Annotated in this window: 17 protein-coding genes; 5 read left to right on the top strand and 12 right to left on the bottom strand. The window is 67.5% G+C overall.

Translation table 11 applies throughout. From position 1 onward, the window contains the following. Positions 1 to 58 precede the first annotated feature (58 nt). Positions 59 to 703 (bottom strand): FMN reductase, encoded by a 645-nt coding sequence (locus AC04ME_RS12615; RefSeq protein ID WP_042541795.1) that lies wholly within the window; start codon positions 701 to 703, stop codon positions 59 to 61. Between the two features lies 1 nt (position 704). After that, the gene (locus AC04ME_RS12610) at positions 705 to 1,928 is read right to left on the bottom strand and encodes an LLM class flavin-dependent oxidoreductase (protein ID WP_475435282.1); all 1,224 of its coding nucleotides are present in this window, start codon (positions 1,926 to 1,928) and stop codon (positions 705 to 707) included. A 109-nt stretch (positions 1,929 to 2,037) separates the two neighbouring features. Between AC04ME_RS12610 and AC04ME_RS12605 the strand changes: the two genes are divergently transcribed. Both AC04ME_RS12605 and AC04ME_RS12600 read left to right on the top strand, forming a co-directional pair. After that, on the top strand, positions 2,038 to 3,195 hold the full coding sequence (locus AC04ME_RS12605; protein ID WP_475435280.1) for an acyltransferase family protein: 1,158 nt from the start codon (positions 2,038 to 2,040) through the stop codon (positions 3,193 to 3,195). Beyond that, positions 3,192 to 4,055 carry a serine hydrolase domain-containing protein gene (locus tag AC04ME_RS12600; protein WP_475435278.1) on the top strand — a complete coding sequence of 288 codons (864 nt, stop codon included), beginning with the start codon at positions 3,192 to 3,194 and terminating at the stop codon, positions 4,053 to 4,055. The genes AC04ME_RS12605 and AC04ME_RS12600 overlap by 4 nt, the downstream gene beginning before the upstream one ends. A gap of 16 nt (positions 4,056 to 4,071) precedes the next feature. Here the strand turns inward: AC04ME_RS12600 and efeB are convergent, their stop codons facing one another. From efeB to efeU, 3 genes are read right to left on the bottom strand one after another with little or no spacing between them, the layout of a single operon-like run. Next, on the bottom strand, positions 4,072 to 5,385 hold the full coding sequence (gene efeB, locus AC04ME_RS12595) for an iron uptake transporter deferrochelatase/peroxidase subunit (RefSeq protein WP_042541798.1): 1,314 nt from the start codon (positions 5,383 to 5,385) through the stop codon (positions 4,072 to 4,074). Positions 5,386 to 5,407: 22 nt separating this feature from the next. Next, entirely contained in the window at positions 5,408 to 6,640 is a 1,233-nt protein-coding gene (efeO, locus tag AC04ME_RS12590; protein WP_475435276.1) for an iron uptake system protein EfeO, read from the bottom strand. After that, a complete protein-coding gene (efeU, locus tag AC04ME_RS12585) occupies positions 6,637 to 7,587 on the bottom strand; it encodes an iron uptake transporter permease EfeU (RefSeq protein WP_311879294.1) in 951 nt (316 codons plus the stop codon). The genes efeO and efeU overlap by 4 nt, the downstream gene beginning before the upstream one ends. Positions 7,588 to 7,745: 158 nt before the next feature. Here efeU and AC04ME_RS12580 point away from each other — a divergent pair, with 158 nt between their 5' ends. Further along, a complete protein-coding gene (locus AC04ME_RS12580) occupies positions 7,746 to 8,750 on the top strand; it encodes an isopenicillin N synthase family dioxygenase (protein ID WP_475435274.1) in 1,005 nt (334 codons plus the stop codon). 7 nt (positions 8,751 to 8,757) lie between these two features. Here AC04ME_RS12580 and AC04ME_RS12575 read toward each other — a convergent pair whose 3' ends face one another. The 3 genes from AC04ME_RS12575 to rpsO all read right to left on the bottom strand — a co-directional run bounded on the left by AC04ME_RS12575 (position 8,758) and on the right by rpsO (position 10,361). Further along, positions 8,758 to 9,087 carry a transcriptional regulator gene (locus AC04ME_RS12575; RefSeq protein WP_042541802.1) on the bottom strand — a complete coding sequence of 110 codons (330 nt, stop codon included), beginning with the start codon at positions 9,085 to 9,087 and terminating at the stop codon, positions 8,758 to 8,760. Further along, positions 9,080 to 9,937: a hypothetical protein gene (locus AC04ME_RS12570; protein ID WP_042541803.1), complete on the bottom strand. Its 858-nt coding sequence runs from the start codon at positions 9,935 to 9,937 to the stop codon at positions 9,080 to 9,082. The genes AC04ME_RS12575 and AC04ME_RS12570 overlap by 8 nt, the downstream gene beginning before the upstream one ends. 154 nt (positions 9,938 to 10,091) lie before the next feature. After that, positions 10,092 to 10,361, bottom strand: a complete 270-nt coding sequence (rpsO, locus tag AC04ME_RS12565; RefSeq protein WP_017203073.1) for a 30S ribosomal protein S15 — start codon at positions 10,359 to 10,361, stop codon at positions 10,092 to 10,094. 185 nt (positions 10,362 to 10,546) lie between these two features. Here rpsO and AC04ME_RS12560 point away from each other — a divergent pair, with 185 nt between their 5' ends. Further along, on the top strand, positions 10,547 to 11,839 hold the full coding sequence (locus AC04ME_RS12560) for an MFS transporter (RefSeq protein ID WP_475435271.1): 1,293 nt from the start codon (positions 10,547 to 10,549) through the stop codon (positions 11,837 to 11,839). 28 nt (positions 11,840 to 11,867) lie between these two features. Here AC04ME_RS12560 and AC04ME_RS12555 read toward each other — a convergent pair whose 3' ends face one another. The 4 genes from AC04ME_RS12555 to AC04ME_RS12540 all read right to left on the bottom strand — a co-directional run bounded on the left by AC04ME_RS12555 (position 11,868) and on the right by AC04ME_RS12540 (position 15,244). Then, complete coding sequence (locus AC04ME_RS12555) at positions 11,868 to 12,422, bottom strand: YceI family protein (RefSeq protein WP_042541805.1); 555 nt, start codon at positions 12,420 to 12,422, stop codon at positions 11,868 to 11,870. A gap of 181 nt (positions 12,423 to 12,603) precedes the next feature. After that, the gene (locus AC04ME_RS12550; RefSeq protein WP_042541806.1) at positions 12,604 to 12,972 is read right to left on the bottom strand and encodes an FKBP-type peptidyl-prolyl cis-trans isomerase; all 369 of its coding nucleotides are present in this window, start codon (positions 12,970 to 12,972) and stop codon (positions 12,604 to 12,606) included. Between the two features lie 222 nt (positions 12,973 to 13,194). Continuing rightward, positions 13,195 to 13,890, bottom strand: a complete 696-nt coding sequence (locus AC04ME_RS12545; protein WP_475435269.1) for an alpha/beta fold hydrolase — start codon at positions 13,888 to 13,890, stop codon at positions 13,195 to 13,197. 13 nt (positions 13,891 to 13,903) lie between these two features. Further along, positions 13,904 to 15,244 carry a PrsW family intramembrane metalloprotease gene (locus AC04ME_RS12540; protein WP_309687829.1) on the bottom strand — a complete coding sequence of 447 codons (1,341 nt, stop codon included), beginning with the start codon at positions 15,242 to 15,244 and terminating at the stop codon, positions 13,904 to 13,906. An 88-nt stretch (positions 15,245 to 15,332) separates the two neighbouring features. Here AC04ME_RS12540 and AC04ME_RS12535 point away from each other — a divergent pair, with 88 nt between their 5' ends. Continuing rightward, positions 15,333 to 16,202, top strand: coding sequence for a fumarylacetoacetate hydrolase family protein (locus AC04ME_RS12535; protein WP_079112664.1), 870 nt, complete (start codon positions 15,333 to 15,335; stop codon positions 16,200 to 16,202). Positions 16,203 to 16,257 lie beyond the last annotated feature (55 nt).

The raw sequence follows: 16,257 nt of genomic DNA, 5'->3' as shown, positions 1-16,257 counted from the left end.
GGACATCGTCTACGGCCTCATGGCCCTGTTCGCGTTTCCCGGTCGAGCCGGGGATGGATCACTCTCCGGCGAGACCGCCGAGCATGTGACCGAAGGATCGGCCCTCTCCGAGATACGTCGCAGGGTCGTAGGGGTCGGCGGTCGCAGCCACCTCGCGCTTCGCGATCGCCTCGGCCAGCTCGCGCGCGCCCTTCTCGACGCGCTTCGCGAGAGGAGCGACCTCGTCACCAGTCCCGCCCCAGTCGCTGGATGCGGCGAAGACGCCGGTCGAGACCGCGTCGGCATGCAGGTATGCGAAGAGCGGTCGGATCGCGTAGTCGATCGCGAGCGAGTGCCGAGCCGTGCCGGCGTTCGCTCCGATCAGCACCGGCTTGCCCGTGAGCGCATCAGGGTCGAGCACGTCGATGAACGACTTGAACAGACCGTTGTAGCTCGTCGAGAAGATCGGCGTGACGGCGATGAGCGCGTCCGCCGAGACCACGGTGTTGATCGCGGTCTCGAGTGCGGGCGGCGCGAATCCGGTGAGGAGGTTGTTCGTGATGTCGTGCGCGTAATCCCGCAGCTCGATCACGTCGACGCTCGCCTGGATGTCGTGACCGGCGAGGGACTTCACGGTCTCCGCCGCCAGACGATCCGCGAGCATCCGCGTGGAGGACGGATTCGAGAGCCCGGCGGATACGACTGCGATGCGACGAGTGCTCATCTCAGGCCCCCTTCCGGCTGAGTCCGAACGCTGCCCCCGCAGGAGCGGGAGAGTCCTGATAGGGCGAGTCACCCGTCAGGTTGTCGCCGCGGTTGGCGCCGGGCCGTGCCTGACGCGTCGGACCGTCGCCGAACTCCGCCTTCACCCGTGCCGCGTGCGTGGGAGCATCCGGCACGCCGGCCGGGCGGTCCTTCGCCATCTCCTTGCGGAGCACGGGCACGACCTCGGAGCCGAGGATGTCGAGCTGCTCGAGCACCGTCTTCAGCGGAAGGCCCGCGTGGTCGATGAGGAACAGCTGGCGCTGGTAGTCGCCGTAGTGCTCGCGCATCGCGGCATAGCGGTCGATGACCTGCTGAGGCGAACCCACCGTCAGCGGAGTCATCTCGGTGAAGTCCTCCATGCTCGGTCCGTGACCGTATACGGGGGCGTTGTCGAAGTACGGGCGGAACTGGTTCACCGCGTCCTGCGACTTCGTCGCCATGAAGACCTGGCCGCCGAGGCCGACGATCGCCTGCTCAGGCGTGCCGTGGCCGTAGTGCGCGTAGCGCTGACGGTACAGCTCGATCAGACGCTGGTAGTGCTCCTTGGGCCAGAAGATGTTGTTCGCGAAGAAGCCATCTCCGTAATACGCCGCCTGCTCCGCGATCTCGGGTGTGCGGATCGATCCGTGCCACACGAACGGTGCGACCCCGTCGAGGGGGCGCGGCGTCGAGGTGAAGCCCTGCAGCGGGGTGCGGAACTTGCCCTCCCAGTTCACCACGTCCTCACGCCACAGCTTGTGCAGCAGGGCGTAGTTCTCGATCGCGAGCGGGAGGCCCTGCCTGATGTCCTGGCCGAACCAGGGGTAGACCGGTCCGGTGTTGCCGCGGCCGAGCATGAGGTCCATGCGGCCGTCGGAGACGTGCTGCAGCATCGCGTACTCCTCGGCGATGCGCACGGGGTCGTTGGTCGTGATGAGCGTGGTCGACGTCGAGACGATCAGACGCTCCGTCTGCGCCGCGAGTGCGGCGAGGAAGGTCGTGGGACTCGACGACCAGAAGGGCGGGTTGTGGTGCTCGCCGATCGCGAAGACGTCGAGACCGACCTCTTCGCTGTGCTTGGCGATCGCCAGGGTCGCCTTGATCCGCTCCTGCTCACTCGGCGTCTCGCCGGTGGTCGGGTCGCGGGTGATGTCGCTGACCGACATGATGCCGAACTGCACCGGGACGCCTGCCTGCTCGCTCATGATTGCTCCGTCTTCTCCGAATCGGGTGCCCTGCATCCGGTTCTATTCATTTGAATGTATCTGAGTCAACGCGATGCGGACAACTTTATTCCCCGAGTAGCCTCAGAGGATGCACAGCGACGGAGCCGCCACGACGAACCCCGCCACCGGATCCGTCCAGAAGCCTCGCAAGCGCGTCCCGTTCTGGGACAACGCCCGCTACGCCTGCATCGTCCTGGTCGTCCTCGGTCACGCCATCCAGCGTCTCACGTACGATTCGGACATCGCGCTGGCGGCGTATCTCGCGCTCTACGCCTTCCACATGCCCGCGTTCGCGATCATCTCCGGCTACTTCTCGAAGTCCGGGTCGCCGACGCGAGTCCAGATGGCGCGCGTGATCACCGACATCCTGCTCCCCTATGTCATCTTCGAACTCCTGTGGACTCTGACGAAGTGGCTGGTCGAGGGTCAGGCCGACCCGAACCTCACAAAGCCCTCGTGGACGCTGTGGTTCCTGCTCGCACTCGGCATCTTCCGCCTCGTGCTCCCTTACCTCGCGCTGCTGCGCTGGCCGCTGCTGTGGACGGTGATCATCTCAGTCGGCGTCGGCTACCTCCCCAACGTCGACAGCACGTTCTCGCTGTCGCGCACACTCGGCCTGCTGCCCTTCTTCGCTTTCGGATGGTGGCTGCGCGAGCGCGACGTGGTCGCACGCCTCCGTCTGCTCGAGACGCGTCCCTGGTGGACCCGCGTCGCCAGTGTCGCCCTGCTCGGCGCGGCCGGCTTCGCCGCCTGGCACTGGATAGACCTCTGGAAAGAGATCGACCTGCGCCACTGGCTGTTCTACGAGGATGCGTACGCGGACCTCGGCGGAGAGCAGTGGTGGGCCGGCGGCGTGCGCATCGCGCTGATGCTGCTGGCGGTGCTCCTGAGCGCCGCGTTCTTCGCCCTGATCCCCCGACGCACATACTGGTGGACGARATTCGGCCAGTACACGATGTACGTGTTCCTGCTGCACTCGTTCGTGCTCTACCCGTTCCGCGAGTCCGGCGTGCTGCGCGATCTCGATCCGACGTGGCTGTGGCTGCCGCTCGTGACCCTGTTGTCTGTGGTCCTTGCCCTCGCTCTCGCGACGAAGCCGGTGCGCTGGCTCTTCCGTCCTCTGGTCGAGCCCCGCCCGCAGTGGCTCTTCCGCGATCCTGAGCTCGCTCGACGCGAAGGCCACCGCAGCGACCCGACCGGGTCCCGTCGGCCGCGCCAGGGGGCAGCGGCTAGCCTGAAGGAGTGACCAGAGCCGAGACGATCCGCGACCGCCTGGTGGACCACGCGGATGCCTCGGGATTCGGAGCCCACGGGCTTCACGTTCTGGTGGGAGCCGACGTCGCAGAGCACCGGTGGACCGCTGACGTCCGCGAGGAGATCCACTCGGTGGCGAAGGGCGTATGCGTCCTCGCGGCCGGAATCGCCGCCGACGAGGGTCTCGTGTCGCTCGACGCTCCGATCGCCGAGTACGTCCCGGATCTCCCGCTCGGAGACGGCGTCGATCGGATCACCCTCCGACGCCTGCTCTCGATGTCGAGCGGAATCGACCTCCCCTGGTCGGAGACCATGATGACCGACTGGCCCGACCTCGCGCGCGAGTTCCTCTCGCGCCCGTCGCGTGGTCACGTCTTCCAGTACTCGAACGCGAGCACCTACACGGCCATGGCCGTGCTCGCGACACGAGTCGGCGACATCGTCGACTACCTGCGACCGCGGCTGCTCGCGCCTCTCGGCATCGACGACCTCGAGTGGGCGCGGTGCCCGCGCGGCCGAATCGTCGGCGGCAGCGGCATCGCCCTGCGCACCGAGGAGACGGCACGCCTGGGCCGACTGATCCGAGATCGCGGCGAATGGGAGGGGCGGCGTCTCGTCTCCGCCGCCGTCATCGACGCGATGCACGCCGATTGGGTGACGGCGGGCCAGAACCCCGGCTACGAGCGCTACGCGCTGTCGGGATGGGACGGCCCGGGCGCGGCCTGGCGCCTGCACGGCGCCTACGGGCAGCTGCTGATCTTCTCCGGCGATGCCGTCGTGACCATCACCGCTGACGACCACTTCGGCGCAGACGCCATGTCGGCGTTCGTGGCTGAGACGCTCAGCGCCTGACCGCGTTCCGCGTCCGTCAGGCGAAGAGCCCGGCGCCGACGTACGATCCGGGCTTCGCCCCGGCCGGGATCGCCCAGATGCCCGAGCCGACGTGCCTGATGTACTCGTTCATGCGGTCGGTCGACAGCCGTCGCTGCAGAGAGATGAACTGCGACGGATCGCGCTGGTACGACAGGAAGAAGAGTCCCGCGTCGAGGCGGCCGAGATCATTGTTGCCGTTGACGTAGTTGAACCCGCGGCGAAGGATGCGGATGCCGTCGTTCTGATCCGGATGCGCGAGCCGCACGTGCGCGTTCCGGTCTATCGCAGACGAGCCGAAGTCCGGTGCGGTGAACTCGTCGCCGCCCGACAGCGGCGCCCCCTCCCCCTTGTCACGACCCACGATCGTGTTCTGCTCCGAGAGCCGCACCCGATCCCAGGTCTCGATCAGCATCGCGATCTTCCGCGCGACGAGATACGAGCCTCCCGTCATCCATGCGGGCTCATCCGATTCGCCGACCCACACGTTCGCGTCGAGCGCGGCGGCGTCATCGGCGAGGATGTTGGCCGTGCCGTCCTTGAATCCGAACAGGTTGCGCGGGGTCGCCTGGGCGGAGGTGGTGCGGGAGGTCTTGCCGAAACCGAGCTGCGACCAGCGCAGCCGAGCACGACCGAAGGCGATGCGACTGAGGTTGCGGATCGCGTGCACCGCGACCTGCGGGTCATCTGCGCAGGCCTGGATGCAGAGATCGCCGTGCGAGGCCTGCGGGTCGAGGTCGTCGCCCAGGAAAGCGGGCAGCCTCTCGAGCTTCTGCGGGCGGCGTGCGGCGATTCCGAAGCGGTCGCCGTCCTCGTTCTCGAACAGGCTGGGCCCGAATCCGAATGTGATCGTGAGACCGGCGGCAGGGAGGCCGAGAGCTTCACCGGTGTCATCGGGCGGCACCTCGGCGTCGCCTCCGACCGCGCCCGTGGCGCTCACCTCGAGACCCTTGGTCATTCGCGACGCCGCATACGTCCAGTCCTGCAGCAACGTGATCAGGTCGTCACGATCGGTCCGCGGCATCATGTCGAACGACGCGAAGTGCAGATGCTCCTGCACCGGAGTCGTGATCCCCGCCTGGTGCGCGCCGAAGAACTCGTAGGCGATCTGCGCATCCGCCTCGGCTCTGGCGCGGCCGAGGGCCACGCCGCCGGCCAGTCCGCCGCCCACCCCCACCGCGAGGGAGGCGACTCCCCCGCCGATCGCGAGGCCGAGGAGCCCGCGTCGGCTGAGGCCTGCTGATGGGGATGCCGTGGCTGCCGACTCCGGCGCGGAGTCGACAGTCGCAGCATCGTTCGAGCGTTCGTTCACGGGCGGGATCGTCCCCTTCGAATCAGTCGAGGACTGTGCCGGTGAGCTGCGACAGCGGCTCGGCGAGAGCGTTGATGAGGTCGGTGAACTCGCGCTTGTCGGCGTCGGTCAGCTCCGCGTAACCGACGAAGCCCGCCTCGAGCGAACCGTGGGCTGCCAGCGACTCGTCGAGAGCCGCGTATCCGTCCTGGATCTCGGTGACGAGCGCGGCGCCGTCATCGCCCTGCGCGGTGGCGAAGTCCTGCACGAGGGAGAAGGCCATCTTGGAGCCCTCGACGTTGGCCGCGAAGTCGTAGAGGTCGGTTCCCGACCACCAGTCCTCTTCTCCGGAGATCTTGCCGGTCGCGACCTCGTCGAGCAGCGCGATCGCACCGTTCGAGATCCCGCCGATCCCCTGGTCGTCCAGAGCGGTCGTGAAGTCGTCGGAGTGCACGTAGTCGTAGAGCTCCTGAACGTCTGCGAGCAGCTGGTCACCGTAACCGGCGCGCTCCTCGGTCGTCGAGGGCGCCCAGTCCTGCCAGGCCGGTGTCTCGCCGTCGGCGTTGAGGGCGTCCTGCGCCGGCACCCAGAGGTCCTTCTCGATGCGGTGGAAGCCGGTCCAGTCGAGACCCTCGGCCACAGCATCGACCTCTCGGTAGTCGATGCGAGGATCGAGGGTGCCGAGAGCCTCGGCGACGGGCTCGATGCGCTCGTAGAAGGCCCGAGTCTGCGGGAAGAGCGCGCGAGCGGTCTCGTCGTCGCCCGACTCGTAGGCGGCGACGAACTCGTCGACGGACGGCACGAGCTGTCCGACCTGGTCCTTCACGAACGCCGCGTAGAGGTCGACGGCCTGCTGCTTCTGGTCGGCATCCTCACCCTCGACCGCGACGCGGTCTCCGGTCACCGTGAACTCCGACTTGCCGACGCCCTCGCCGATCATCCCCGGCTTGCACAGGGTGAAGTACTTGCCCGGCTGCGCCACCACGGTGAGTGTGCGGGAGGCGGACGGCGCGATGTTCTCGACCTCGCCCACGATGCGCAGTCCGTCGTCGGCGAGCAGGTAGAACTCCGAGGTCTGGCCGCTGACGTTCGTCACGTCGAACGTGAGGGTGCCGCTCTCGGCAGTCGTCGCAGAGACCGCGCACTCGGAGTCGGTCGACGAGACGTCGAACGCGACGCCTGCTGCGACATCGCTCTTGGCGACGCAGCCGCTGAGAACGAGTGCTGCCGCGCCGGCTGCGGCGACAGCACCGAGGATTCGGCGAGAGGTGGTCATGCTGCTCCTTGCTGGGTGAGAGTGGGAGTCGAGACGTCGCGGTCTGCGGACGTGGACGAGCGAGGCGTGGTCGGCCGACGGGAACGCAGCCCGCGGACGAAGAAGAATCCGACGACGACGAGGTAGGCGGCCCAGGCCGTCACCTGAAGCCACGTCATCCGCGGCATGAAGCCGACGGTCGCCTGCAGGATGGTGGCCCATGCTCCGTCCGGGGCGATCACGTTCGTCACGTCGAACGCCCATCCGAACGGGAACGCCGCCCAGCCGAGCGCCACGGCGCCGGTGACGGCGTCGATGGGAGCCGCCGAGGTGAAGGGGCCGGGTAGGGCACCTGCCTCCTGCAGGTCCATGATCGCGTAAGCCAGGACGCCTGCCGCGACGATCACGAGGAAGCCACTCGTCCAGGTGAAGAACCGGCGGAGGTCGAGTCGGACGGCACCGCGGGCGAGCAGCCATCCGATCACGACGGCGGCGACGAGACCGAGCATCGCCCCGAGCAGGGCGGAGGGGGCGTCTCCGAAGGACTGGACCATCGACCACAGGAGCAGGGTCGTCTCGATCCCCTCCCTGGCCACGGAGACGAAGCCGATCGCGATCAGCGCCCACAGGCCTCCGTTCGTGAGAGCACGATCGAGTCCGCCTTCGAGGGTCGCCTTCATGGTGCGCCCGGCCTTCTGCATCCAGAAGATCATCCAGGTGACCATGCCCACCGCGAGCAGCGAGAGAAGGCCGCCGATGAGCTCCTGCGCCTCGAACGTGAGCGAGTAGGCACCGAAGGTGAGGACCGCGCCGATGCCCAGAGCGAGGGCGATCGCCAGCCCCACACCGGCCCAGAGCCTCGGCAGAGCGTCGCTGCGCCCGAGACGGCGGAGGTAGGCGACGAGGATGCCGACGACGAGAGCGGCCTCGAGGCCTTCGCGAAGACCGATCAGGAACGTTGCGAGCACGGAATGGAGACTCTCTGAGAAAAGACTGAGGTAAGGCATCCCTTACCTCAGAGAGGTTATCACCAGATCGTGGTCGCCTCATTCACGTGCTCGAACCGGCGGGAGTAATGCGACGCAACACTCGACCGCGCACCTCGCGACCGATTTACGCTCGATGCATGGCTGATCTCTCGCTTCCCATCCTCGACCTGTCCCAGCTCGATGCCGGCCCCGACGCCGCGGCACGGTTCCGGGACGAACTGCGTGCAGCGACACACGATGTGGGCTTCTTCTACCTGACGGGCACGGGGGTCTCCCCCGAGCTCGAAGCTCGCCTGCACCGGGCCGCGCTCGACTTCTTCGCGCTGCCCGAACAGGACAAGCTCGCGATCGAGAACGTCAACAGCCCCCACTTTCGCGGATACACCCGTGTCGGCGGCGAACGCACGCAGGGCAAGATCGACTGGCGCGAGCAGATCGACATCGGCCCCGAGCGCGAACCCGTCGAGGGCGGACCCGCTTTCAACCGCCTCACCGGCCCGAATCTCTGGCCCGAGGCCCAGCCCGAGCTCAAGACGGTCGTCACCGAATGGCACGACACTCTGACCGAGGTCGCGCACAAGCTGCTGCGCGCCTGGGCTGTGACGCTCGGAGCGGAGGAGTCGTACTTCGACGAGCCCTTCCGTGACCCCTCGACGCTCATCAAGATCGTCCGCTACCCGGGCACTCATGAGCCGGAGCCCCAGCAGGGCGTCGGCGCCCACAAGGACTCCGGCGTGCTCACGCTGCTCTGGGTCGAGCCGGGCAAGGGTGGACTGCAGGTGGAGCGGAACGGCGAGTGGGTGTCGGCTCCGCCCGTTCCCGGCGCGTTCGTCGTCAACATCGGGGAACTGCTGGAGTACGCGACCGGTGGCTATCTCAAGGCGACCAACCACCGCGTGATCTCCCCCAGGGCACCGGAGGAGCGCATCTCGATCCCGTTCTTCTTCAATCCGGCGCTCGACCAGCAGCTGCCGCTCCTCGACCTTCCAGCCGATCTCGCTGCAGAGGCGACCGGCATCACCGAGGACCCGAGCAATCCGATCCACGCGACGTACGGGGAGAACGCCATGAAGTCACGGCTGCGCGCCCACCCCGACGTCGCTGCGATCCACCACCCGGACCTGGTCGCCACGAAGGCCTGACCACCGACTACAGCGCCGGGCCGCCTCCGAGCGCGACGATCTCGCGCAGCGCCTGGAGGTGGCCGGCGAAGGCCGCTCGCCCCGTCGCGGTCGAATACACCCAGGTGCGCGGACGACTGCCGAGACTGCCCTTGCGGGCGACGACATAACCCGCCGCCTGCAGGTGCGTGATGGCCTTGCTCAGCGGAGAGTCTCCGCACTGGAGGATCTCGCGGAGTGTCGCGAAGTCCAATTCGATGCCCTCCCCGAGCGAGGCCATCAGCGAGAAGCGGATCGGTGACGCGAAGTTGTCGTCGAGCCGGGTACGGGGATGCGGCGCCGGCGGCGACTCAGTCACGGAGAGCCCGCCCGGGGACGAAGGAGACGGCGACGAACAGGATGATCACGGCGGCCCCCGCCAGCGCTCCCGCGTCGAGGGGAACGGGAAGCAGCACGGCTCCGGAGAGCGCCGACACCGCGACCGCAAAGATCGCCAGGTGTGGCCATCGCCAGGATGCGCCGATCGCAGGAAGCCCGAGATCGCTGCTGAACGCGAACATCCAGATGAACAGCATCAGCAGGACGAGCATGACCAGAACACTCGCGAGCACTCCGTCCGGCGCCGACGCGAGCGTCATGAGCACCCCGAGCGCGACGCCGACGAGGATCGTCCCCCAACGAATGACGCGCGAAAGTGGCTGTGGGTGCGAGCGCGGCGGACGGACGTCGCCGGACGCACGAGCGAGCTGCACGGCTCCGTAGCCGCCCAAGCCCACCAGGACGAGTGCGGGTGGGATCAGCACCCCGATGGCTGGGAAGCCCGGCGCCCAGACGGCGAAGCCGAAGACGACGAGCGCCGTGGCGACGAGCAGACCGCCCGCGAGCAGCGCCGGCCACTTCGACCACGAGGGGCGGCGCTGCATGCCGCTGCGCTGCGCCATGCCACTCGCGAGCTGAACCCACAGGAGGAAGCTGAAGACGATGGTCTGTGACGCGAGCACGCTGTCGGCCCGGAGGGCGAACGCCAACACCGCCAGATACGCCGCTGTCGCCACGGCATTGACGATCTGCAGCCATGCCAGTGCTCGACGGTCCACCTTGCGTTCGCGACGCGTGGCGACCGCTGCCGCCTCATCGAGATATCTCTGAGCGATGTCGGCACTGGGAGGCGCGAGCACCTCGTAGCCGTCGACAGGTTTCTGCTCCATGATGCCCCCTCGCGCTTTCCATTTGGAAAGCTTCTTACTTTCCTACGGGAAAGCTGGCGCGAGGTCAACCCCTGGAACATGACGAAGGCCGCCCCACACCTGGGGCGGCCTTCTCAAGAATGTTCTGCGCGATTGTACGCTGGAGCGCTCTGCGTTATCGGCGGAGACCCAGGCGAGCGATCAGCGAGCGGTAACGCTCGATGTCGACGCTCTGGAGGTAGCCGAGCAGACGACGGCGCTGACCCACGAGCAGGAACAGGCCACGACGCGAGTGGTGGTCGTGCTTGTGCTCCTTCAGGTGCTCAGTGAGGTCCTTGATGCGCTGCGTCAGCATCGCGGCCTGCACCTCGGGGGATCCGGTGTCACCGGGGTGCGTCGCGTACTCTTCGATGATCGCCTTCTTGACGTCTGCTTCCAGTGCCATAGATTCGATCCCCTCTCTGCTTGTTGCGCGGTGCCCGACGCCTGATGCGTGAGCTCTCTTTATCCGCGGCCGATCAAACGGCAACCTGAAGAGTCTACCAGGACTCGATGCCGCTGGAGGACCGCGACTGCGCTCGCGCGATGGCGCCTCGGATACTCTCGAATCATGCATGACGGACACCCGGCGTGAGCGACGCACGCAGCCATCTGATCGACCTCAGCCCCCTCAAGGCCAGCCCGGCGTTCGCGCGGATGTGGATCGGCTCGGTCCTCGCAGGGATCGGCGGGCAACTGACGATCGTCACGGTGATGCTGCACGTGTTCGCGCTCACCGGGAGCACCTTCGCAGTCTCGATGATCGCCGTGGCCGGGCTCGTGCCGATGGTCCTCGCCGGGCTGTACGGCGGGATGCTCGCCGACGCCTTCGACCGTCGCAGGGTGGCGTTGATCGCCGCCACGGTGACCTTCGCCTCCACCGCGCTGCTCGCGGCGCTCACCTGGAGCGGCGCGGAGGCCATCTGGTGGCTCTATGTGCTGAGCATCGTCAACTCCGCGGCGAATTCGGTCGGCATGGCCACCCGCACGGCGATCGTGCCGCGGCTCATCCCCCGCGACAAGCTCGCCGCCGCTTCCGCCCTCAACGGAGTGGCATTCGGACTCACGGTGATGGCCGGACCCGCCATCGCGGGAATCCTCGTCGCACTCACCGGGTACGGATGGACGTACACCCTCGATGTGATCCTGATGCTGTCGATGTTCCTCGGACTGTGGAGCCTGCCTCCGCTTCGCCCCGAGGGCGAGACCGTGAGGCCGGGCTTCGCGTCGCTCGTGGACGGGTGGCGATTCCTGCGCCGAGCGAGCAACATCCGGATGCAATACGTCGTCGACATCATCGCCATGACTTTCGGGCAGCCGCTCGTGCTGTTCCCGGCTCTCGGGACGGTCCTCCTCGGCGGAGGAGCGGTGACGACCGGCATCCTCACCGCAGCCGTCGCAGCGGGCACGTTCGCTTCGAGCCTCTTCTCCGGACGGGTCGTGCAGTATCGCTGGCACGGGCGCGGCATCGAGCGGGCGGTCGAGGCCTACGGCGCATCGATCCTTTTGTTCGGCGCGGTCCTGGTGGCCGGGGCCCTCTCCGGCGGGGCGACCGAACAGGCTCCGAATGTTGGGCTGATCGTCGCGGCGTGCGTGGCACTCGCCCTCTCGGGCGCATCCGACAACGTGAGCTCGATCTACCGCAACACCATGATGCAGGCGGCGGTGCCAGACGCGATGCGCGGCCGCCTGCAGGGCGTCTTCATCATCGTCGTCGCCGGTGGCCCTCGCATCGGCGCCCTCTACGCCGGCACGCTCGCGACCCTGACAACTCTCTGGTTCCCCCCGCTGCTCGGCGGATTGCTCGTGATCGCTCTGGTCGCGCTGCTCGCACGGCGCAGCCCGGGGTTCCGTGCGTACGACGCAGAGAACCCCGAGCCCTGATGGGCCCGGGGTTCTCGAGATCAGGCGATCAGTCCTGCTGCAGAGCGCCCTGCAGGTCGAGGCTGATCGTGACGTCCTTGCCGACCAGCACTCCGCCGGTCTCGAGTGCTGCGTTCCACGTCAGGCCGAAGTCCTCGCGGTTGATGACCGTCTTGGCCGAAGCGCCGGCCTTGTAGTTGCCCCACGGGTCGGAGCCGAAACCGCCGAAGTCGAGCTCGAAGCTGACGGGCTTGGTGATGCCGCGGATGGTGAGGTCGCCGTCGACGAAGAGCTCGCCGCCCTCGGCGCGCGCACCGGTCGACACGAACTCCATCGTCGGGAAGTTCTCGGTGTCGAAGAAGTCGCCGGAACGCAGGTGCGTGTCGCGCCCCTCGTCCTTCGTGTCGATCGACGTGACGTCGACGCTCGCCTCGACGCGGGCCTCGAGGGGGTTCTCGGGGGCGATCAGGGTCGCGCTCTTGACGCCGAAGGTGCCCCGCACCTTCGAGATCATCATGTGGCGCACGCTGAAGGTGACCTCGCTGTGCGACGGGTCGAGCACCCAGGTGCCGGGACGGTAACCGGGAATGTCGATGCTGGTCATGGTTTCTCCTCGGGAGACATCAGCCGCAGTACGCGGCAACGGATGAGGGGCCGTGTTCACGGCGTCACGCGTTACAACTTACATGCACATGCATGTATTCCCCGAACACGCAGATTCTCCTCCTGCAACGGAGAAGGCGCCGGACCCACGAGGGTCTCGGCGCCTTCCGGCTTTGATCGGGTCAGCCTACGGCGACGAGATCGATGATGAAGATGAGGGTCTTTCCCGAGAGGAAGTGGCCTCCGCCGACGGGGCCGTATGCCAGGTGCGGCGGAATGACGAGCTCACGCCGTCCGCCCTCCTTCATACCGGGGATGCCGTCCTGCCAGCCCTGGATCAGGCCGCGAAGCGGGAACTGGATGGTCTCTCCGCGACCCCACGACGAGTCGAACTCCTCGCCCGAATCGAACTCGACACCGGCATAGTGCACGGTCACGGTGTCGCCGGGCTTGGCCTCGGCGCCGTCTCCCTCGATGAGGTCTCGGATGACGAGCTCCGCGGGGGCGGGCCCGGTGGGTGCGTCGAACTCAGGCTTTGTGCGATCAGTCATGCTCTCCATCAAACCTGAGCCGTGGGTCGCCGGTCAACGCGATCGCTCCGCTGAGGGCGAAACGGCGATGTGTGCCGACTCGAACCCTCCAAGCCCTTGACACCCGCCCGCACCGGGTGCACCCTGTTTACAGATCAACTCAGCGCCCGGGTAGACATGCAGGCATCGCCGCAGCACCGGGCGCTGAGTCTTGCTACGGGGCATTCGTCTCTCGCGTCAACATCAGACGCGATGCGCCTCGGCCGCGAACTCGACGAGCAACGATGCGAGCTCGTCCGGCCGGCTGAGCGCGACGCAATGGCCGGCCAGGATCTCGTCAGCGACGACGCCCAGGCGCTCGAGAGCGAGGTCCCGGAGGAACTCAGACGGGAAGAACCTGTCCTCCGTGCAGACGATGAACTTCGTCGGCACGCTCGGCCAGGCGGTGAGCGGCCAGGGCGCAGCCATCGAGGCTTCGGACGGATGCGCCCTCTCGCGACCCATCGCCTCCTCGGCCAGCGGTCGCGGCACGTCGTGATAGAAGCCGACGAGGGGATCATCGTTTCCGGTCACCCCGCCGTCGCGAGCCGCCTGCGCCTTCACCGCGGCAGCGAACCCTGTGTTCGACCACCACTCACCCGGCGACTCCCCCGGCATCGGGATCATCGCCGCGAGCATCACGAGGGCGTCAGCTGCGACCTTCTCGGCGACGATCGGCGCAGTGAATCCGCCGAACGAGTGACCGACCACGACTCCGCCTCGTCGTCCGCCGACCGCATCCACGACGGCATCCGCATAGTCGATGAGAGTGAGCGACTCGTCATCACCCGGCAGGTCGGGCGCGATCACCTCGTGTCCGCGATCCCTCAGTGCGGCTGCGACGCGATGCCATGACCATCCTGTGTCTCCCGCTCCGTGAACGAGGATGAAGACGGCCATGACCCAGCCTCCTTCAGTACGCCAGCAGTGCTGCCCGCGTGGCGCGCGTGCGTGCGAGCAGGGCCTGTTCGTCTGCCGGGGCCATCGGGTCGCGGCCCGTGATCGCCCGCTGACGGACGGAAGCCAGCATCGTCGCGTCCTTGATGAACTCGCGCATCAGCGGACGTCGATCGCCGCGCAGCTGCGAGGCCCAGGCGAGGCCGGTCTTGCGCCCAGCCGGGGTCGCCAGCATCGTGACCTCTTCAGGGGTGAACCATCCTGCAGCCGCGTAGTCGCCCAGACGAGCCTTCGTCAAGCGCGATTCCTCTCGCCGCAAGGCGATGATGCCGAAGATGAACCCGACGAACAGGGGCACCTGGAGGACGAAGTAGAGGAGGAAGAAGTTCGCGAAGGACGAGCCGTTCCACAGGCCGTGCAGCACCATCGCGCCCAGCATCCCGAGAAGGCCGAAGCCGAGCGCTGCACCTGTGGATGCGTGACGTCGAGCGGCGAGGCCGATTGCGAGGCCGGTGAGCGATGTGAACATGGCGTGCGCGAACGGCGACATGATCGCACGCAGGATGAACGTCACCGTCAGCTGCTCTCCCCCGCCCTCGATGAGGCTGATCGCGAAGTACTGGATGTTCTCGGTGAACGCGAAGCCGGCACCCACCAGCGCGCCGTAGACGACTCCGTCGACCGGTCCGTCGAAGGACCGACGCGCGATGAGGAAGATCAGGAAGACTCCGAAGCCCTTCCAGAACTCCTCGACGATGGGAGCCTGGATCACAGCGCCCGCGACCTCACCCCTGAGCCCCAGGACGGCGGTCAGCCCCAGGTCGACGAGAAGGGTGAGTCCCACGGCGGCGATGGCACCCCAGGCGATCGCGAAGAACACGAGCGACTTGGGCTCGGGCTCCCACCGGTCGATCATGCGCACGACAAAGAAGACGATCGCGAGCGGCACGAGCGCGAGCACGAGCCCGATGATCGATGCGAGCGGGCCGAGGAACAGCCCGAAGTAGGCGATCAGGCCGAGCAACAGCAGACCGAGGAAGCCGAACAGCGAGAACAGAGCGACTCGTCCGCCTCGGCGCGCCGCGGGCAGTGCAGGAAGACCGGGGGCAGGCGAAGGGGCGGCAGGGGCCGGAGGGGAATACGGGGTCGGCTGGGCGAGCACCGACGCGTAGTCCGGACGCTGCGAGAACTGCGTCGGCGCATAGCTCGACTGCGCGTATTGCTGAGCGGAGTACTGCGGCGGACCGGCCTGCGGCTGCTGAGGATAGGCCTGGGGCTGCTGAGGATACGCCGGGGGCTGCTGCTGTGCTGGCGGCGGCGTGTACGGCGATGGCTGGGACGGTCCTCCGGAACTCATAGCCAAAGCATATGGCGAACAACCAACTTCCCCCGGGTCTGGTGACTTCCTCCAGGCAATCGAGCCGGGCAGCGGATAGCGTAGGAGCATGCGGTTCGCTCATCTGCGTCGTGCCGACTCCCCTGCTGCGCATCTCGCAGTGGTGGAGGGTGCCGATGCCATCCTCGTCTCCGATCTCCTTCCCGACCCCCCTGCGACGCTTCAGCAGCTGATCGAGGGCGGTGAGCAGATGCTCTCCGCGCTTCGCGCCGCTGTCGAGAGCGGCACCGCCACCCGGCATCCGCTCGAGGGCTGGTCATTCGTGTCAGCGGTCATCGCTCCCCCCGCGGTGCTCGCGGTCGGCCTGAACTACGCCGCACACTCGAGCGAGCTCGGCCTGAAGACCGACGCGGCTCCGACCGTCTTCACCCTGTGGCCCAATTCGCTCACGGGCCATCAGCAGACGACGTCGTGGCCGCGAGCACTGAGCGAGGCCGTGGACTACGAGGCGGAGCTCGGCGTGCTGATCGGCACGCCTGCGAAAGACGTCGCAGAGGCCGACGCCCTGTCGTACGTCTGGGGCTACACCGTCGTCAACGACATCACCGCACGCAACGTGCAGTTCTCTGAGGCGCAGTGGTCACGGTGCAAGTCCTTCGACGGCTTCACCCCAACCGGTCCGTTCGCCGTCACGGCCGACGAGATCGCCGACCCTCAGGACCTGCACATCTGGGCCGTCGTGGACGGCCAGACCGTGCAGGACGCGAGCACCGACCAGATGGTCCGATCGGTCGCGAAGCTCATCGCACACCTCTCGCAGTCGCTCACGCTGCTGCCCGGCACGCTGATCTCCACCGGCAGCCCCGGCGGAGCCGGCTACTCCCGTGACCCGCAGATCTTCCTCCGCGATCGTTCGACCGTGACAGTCGGCATCGACGGGATCGGCGAGCTCACCACCCACTGCCGCGTGCTGGACTGAGCCGGACGCGGATACGAGAAGGGGCCCCGGCGCATGCGCCGGGGCGCGCCGGGGC

The organism is Microbacterium sp. LjRoot205 (genome assembly GCF_056175745.1).
This window is presented reverse-complemented; position numbering and strand designations above follow the sequence as displayed.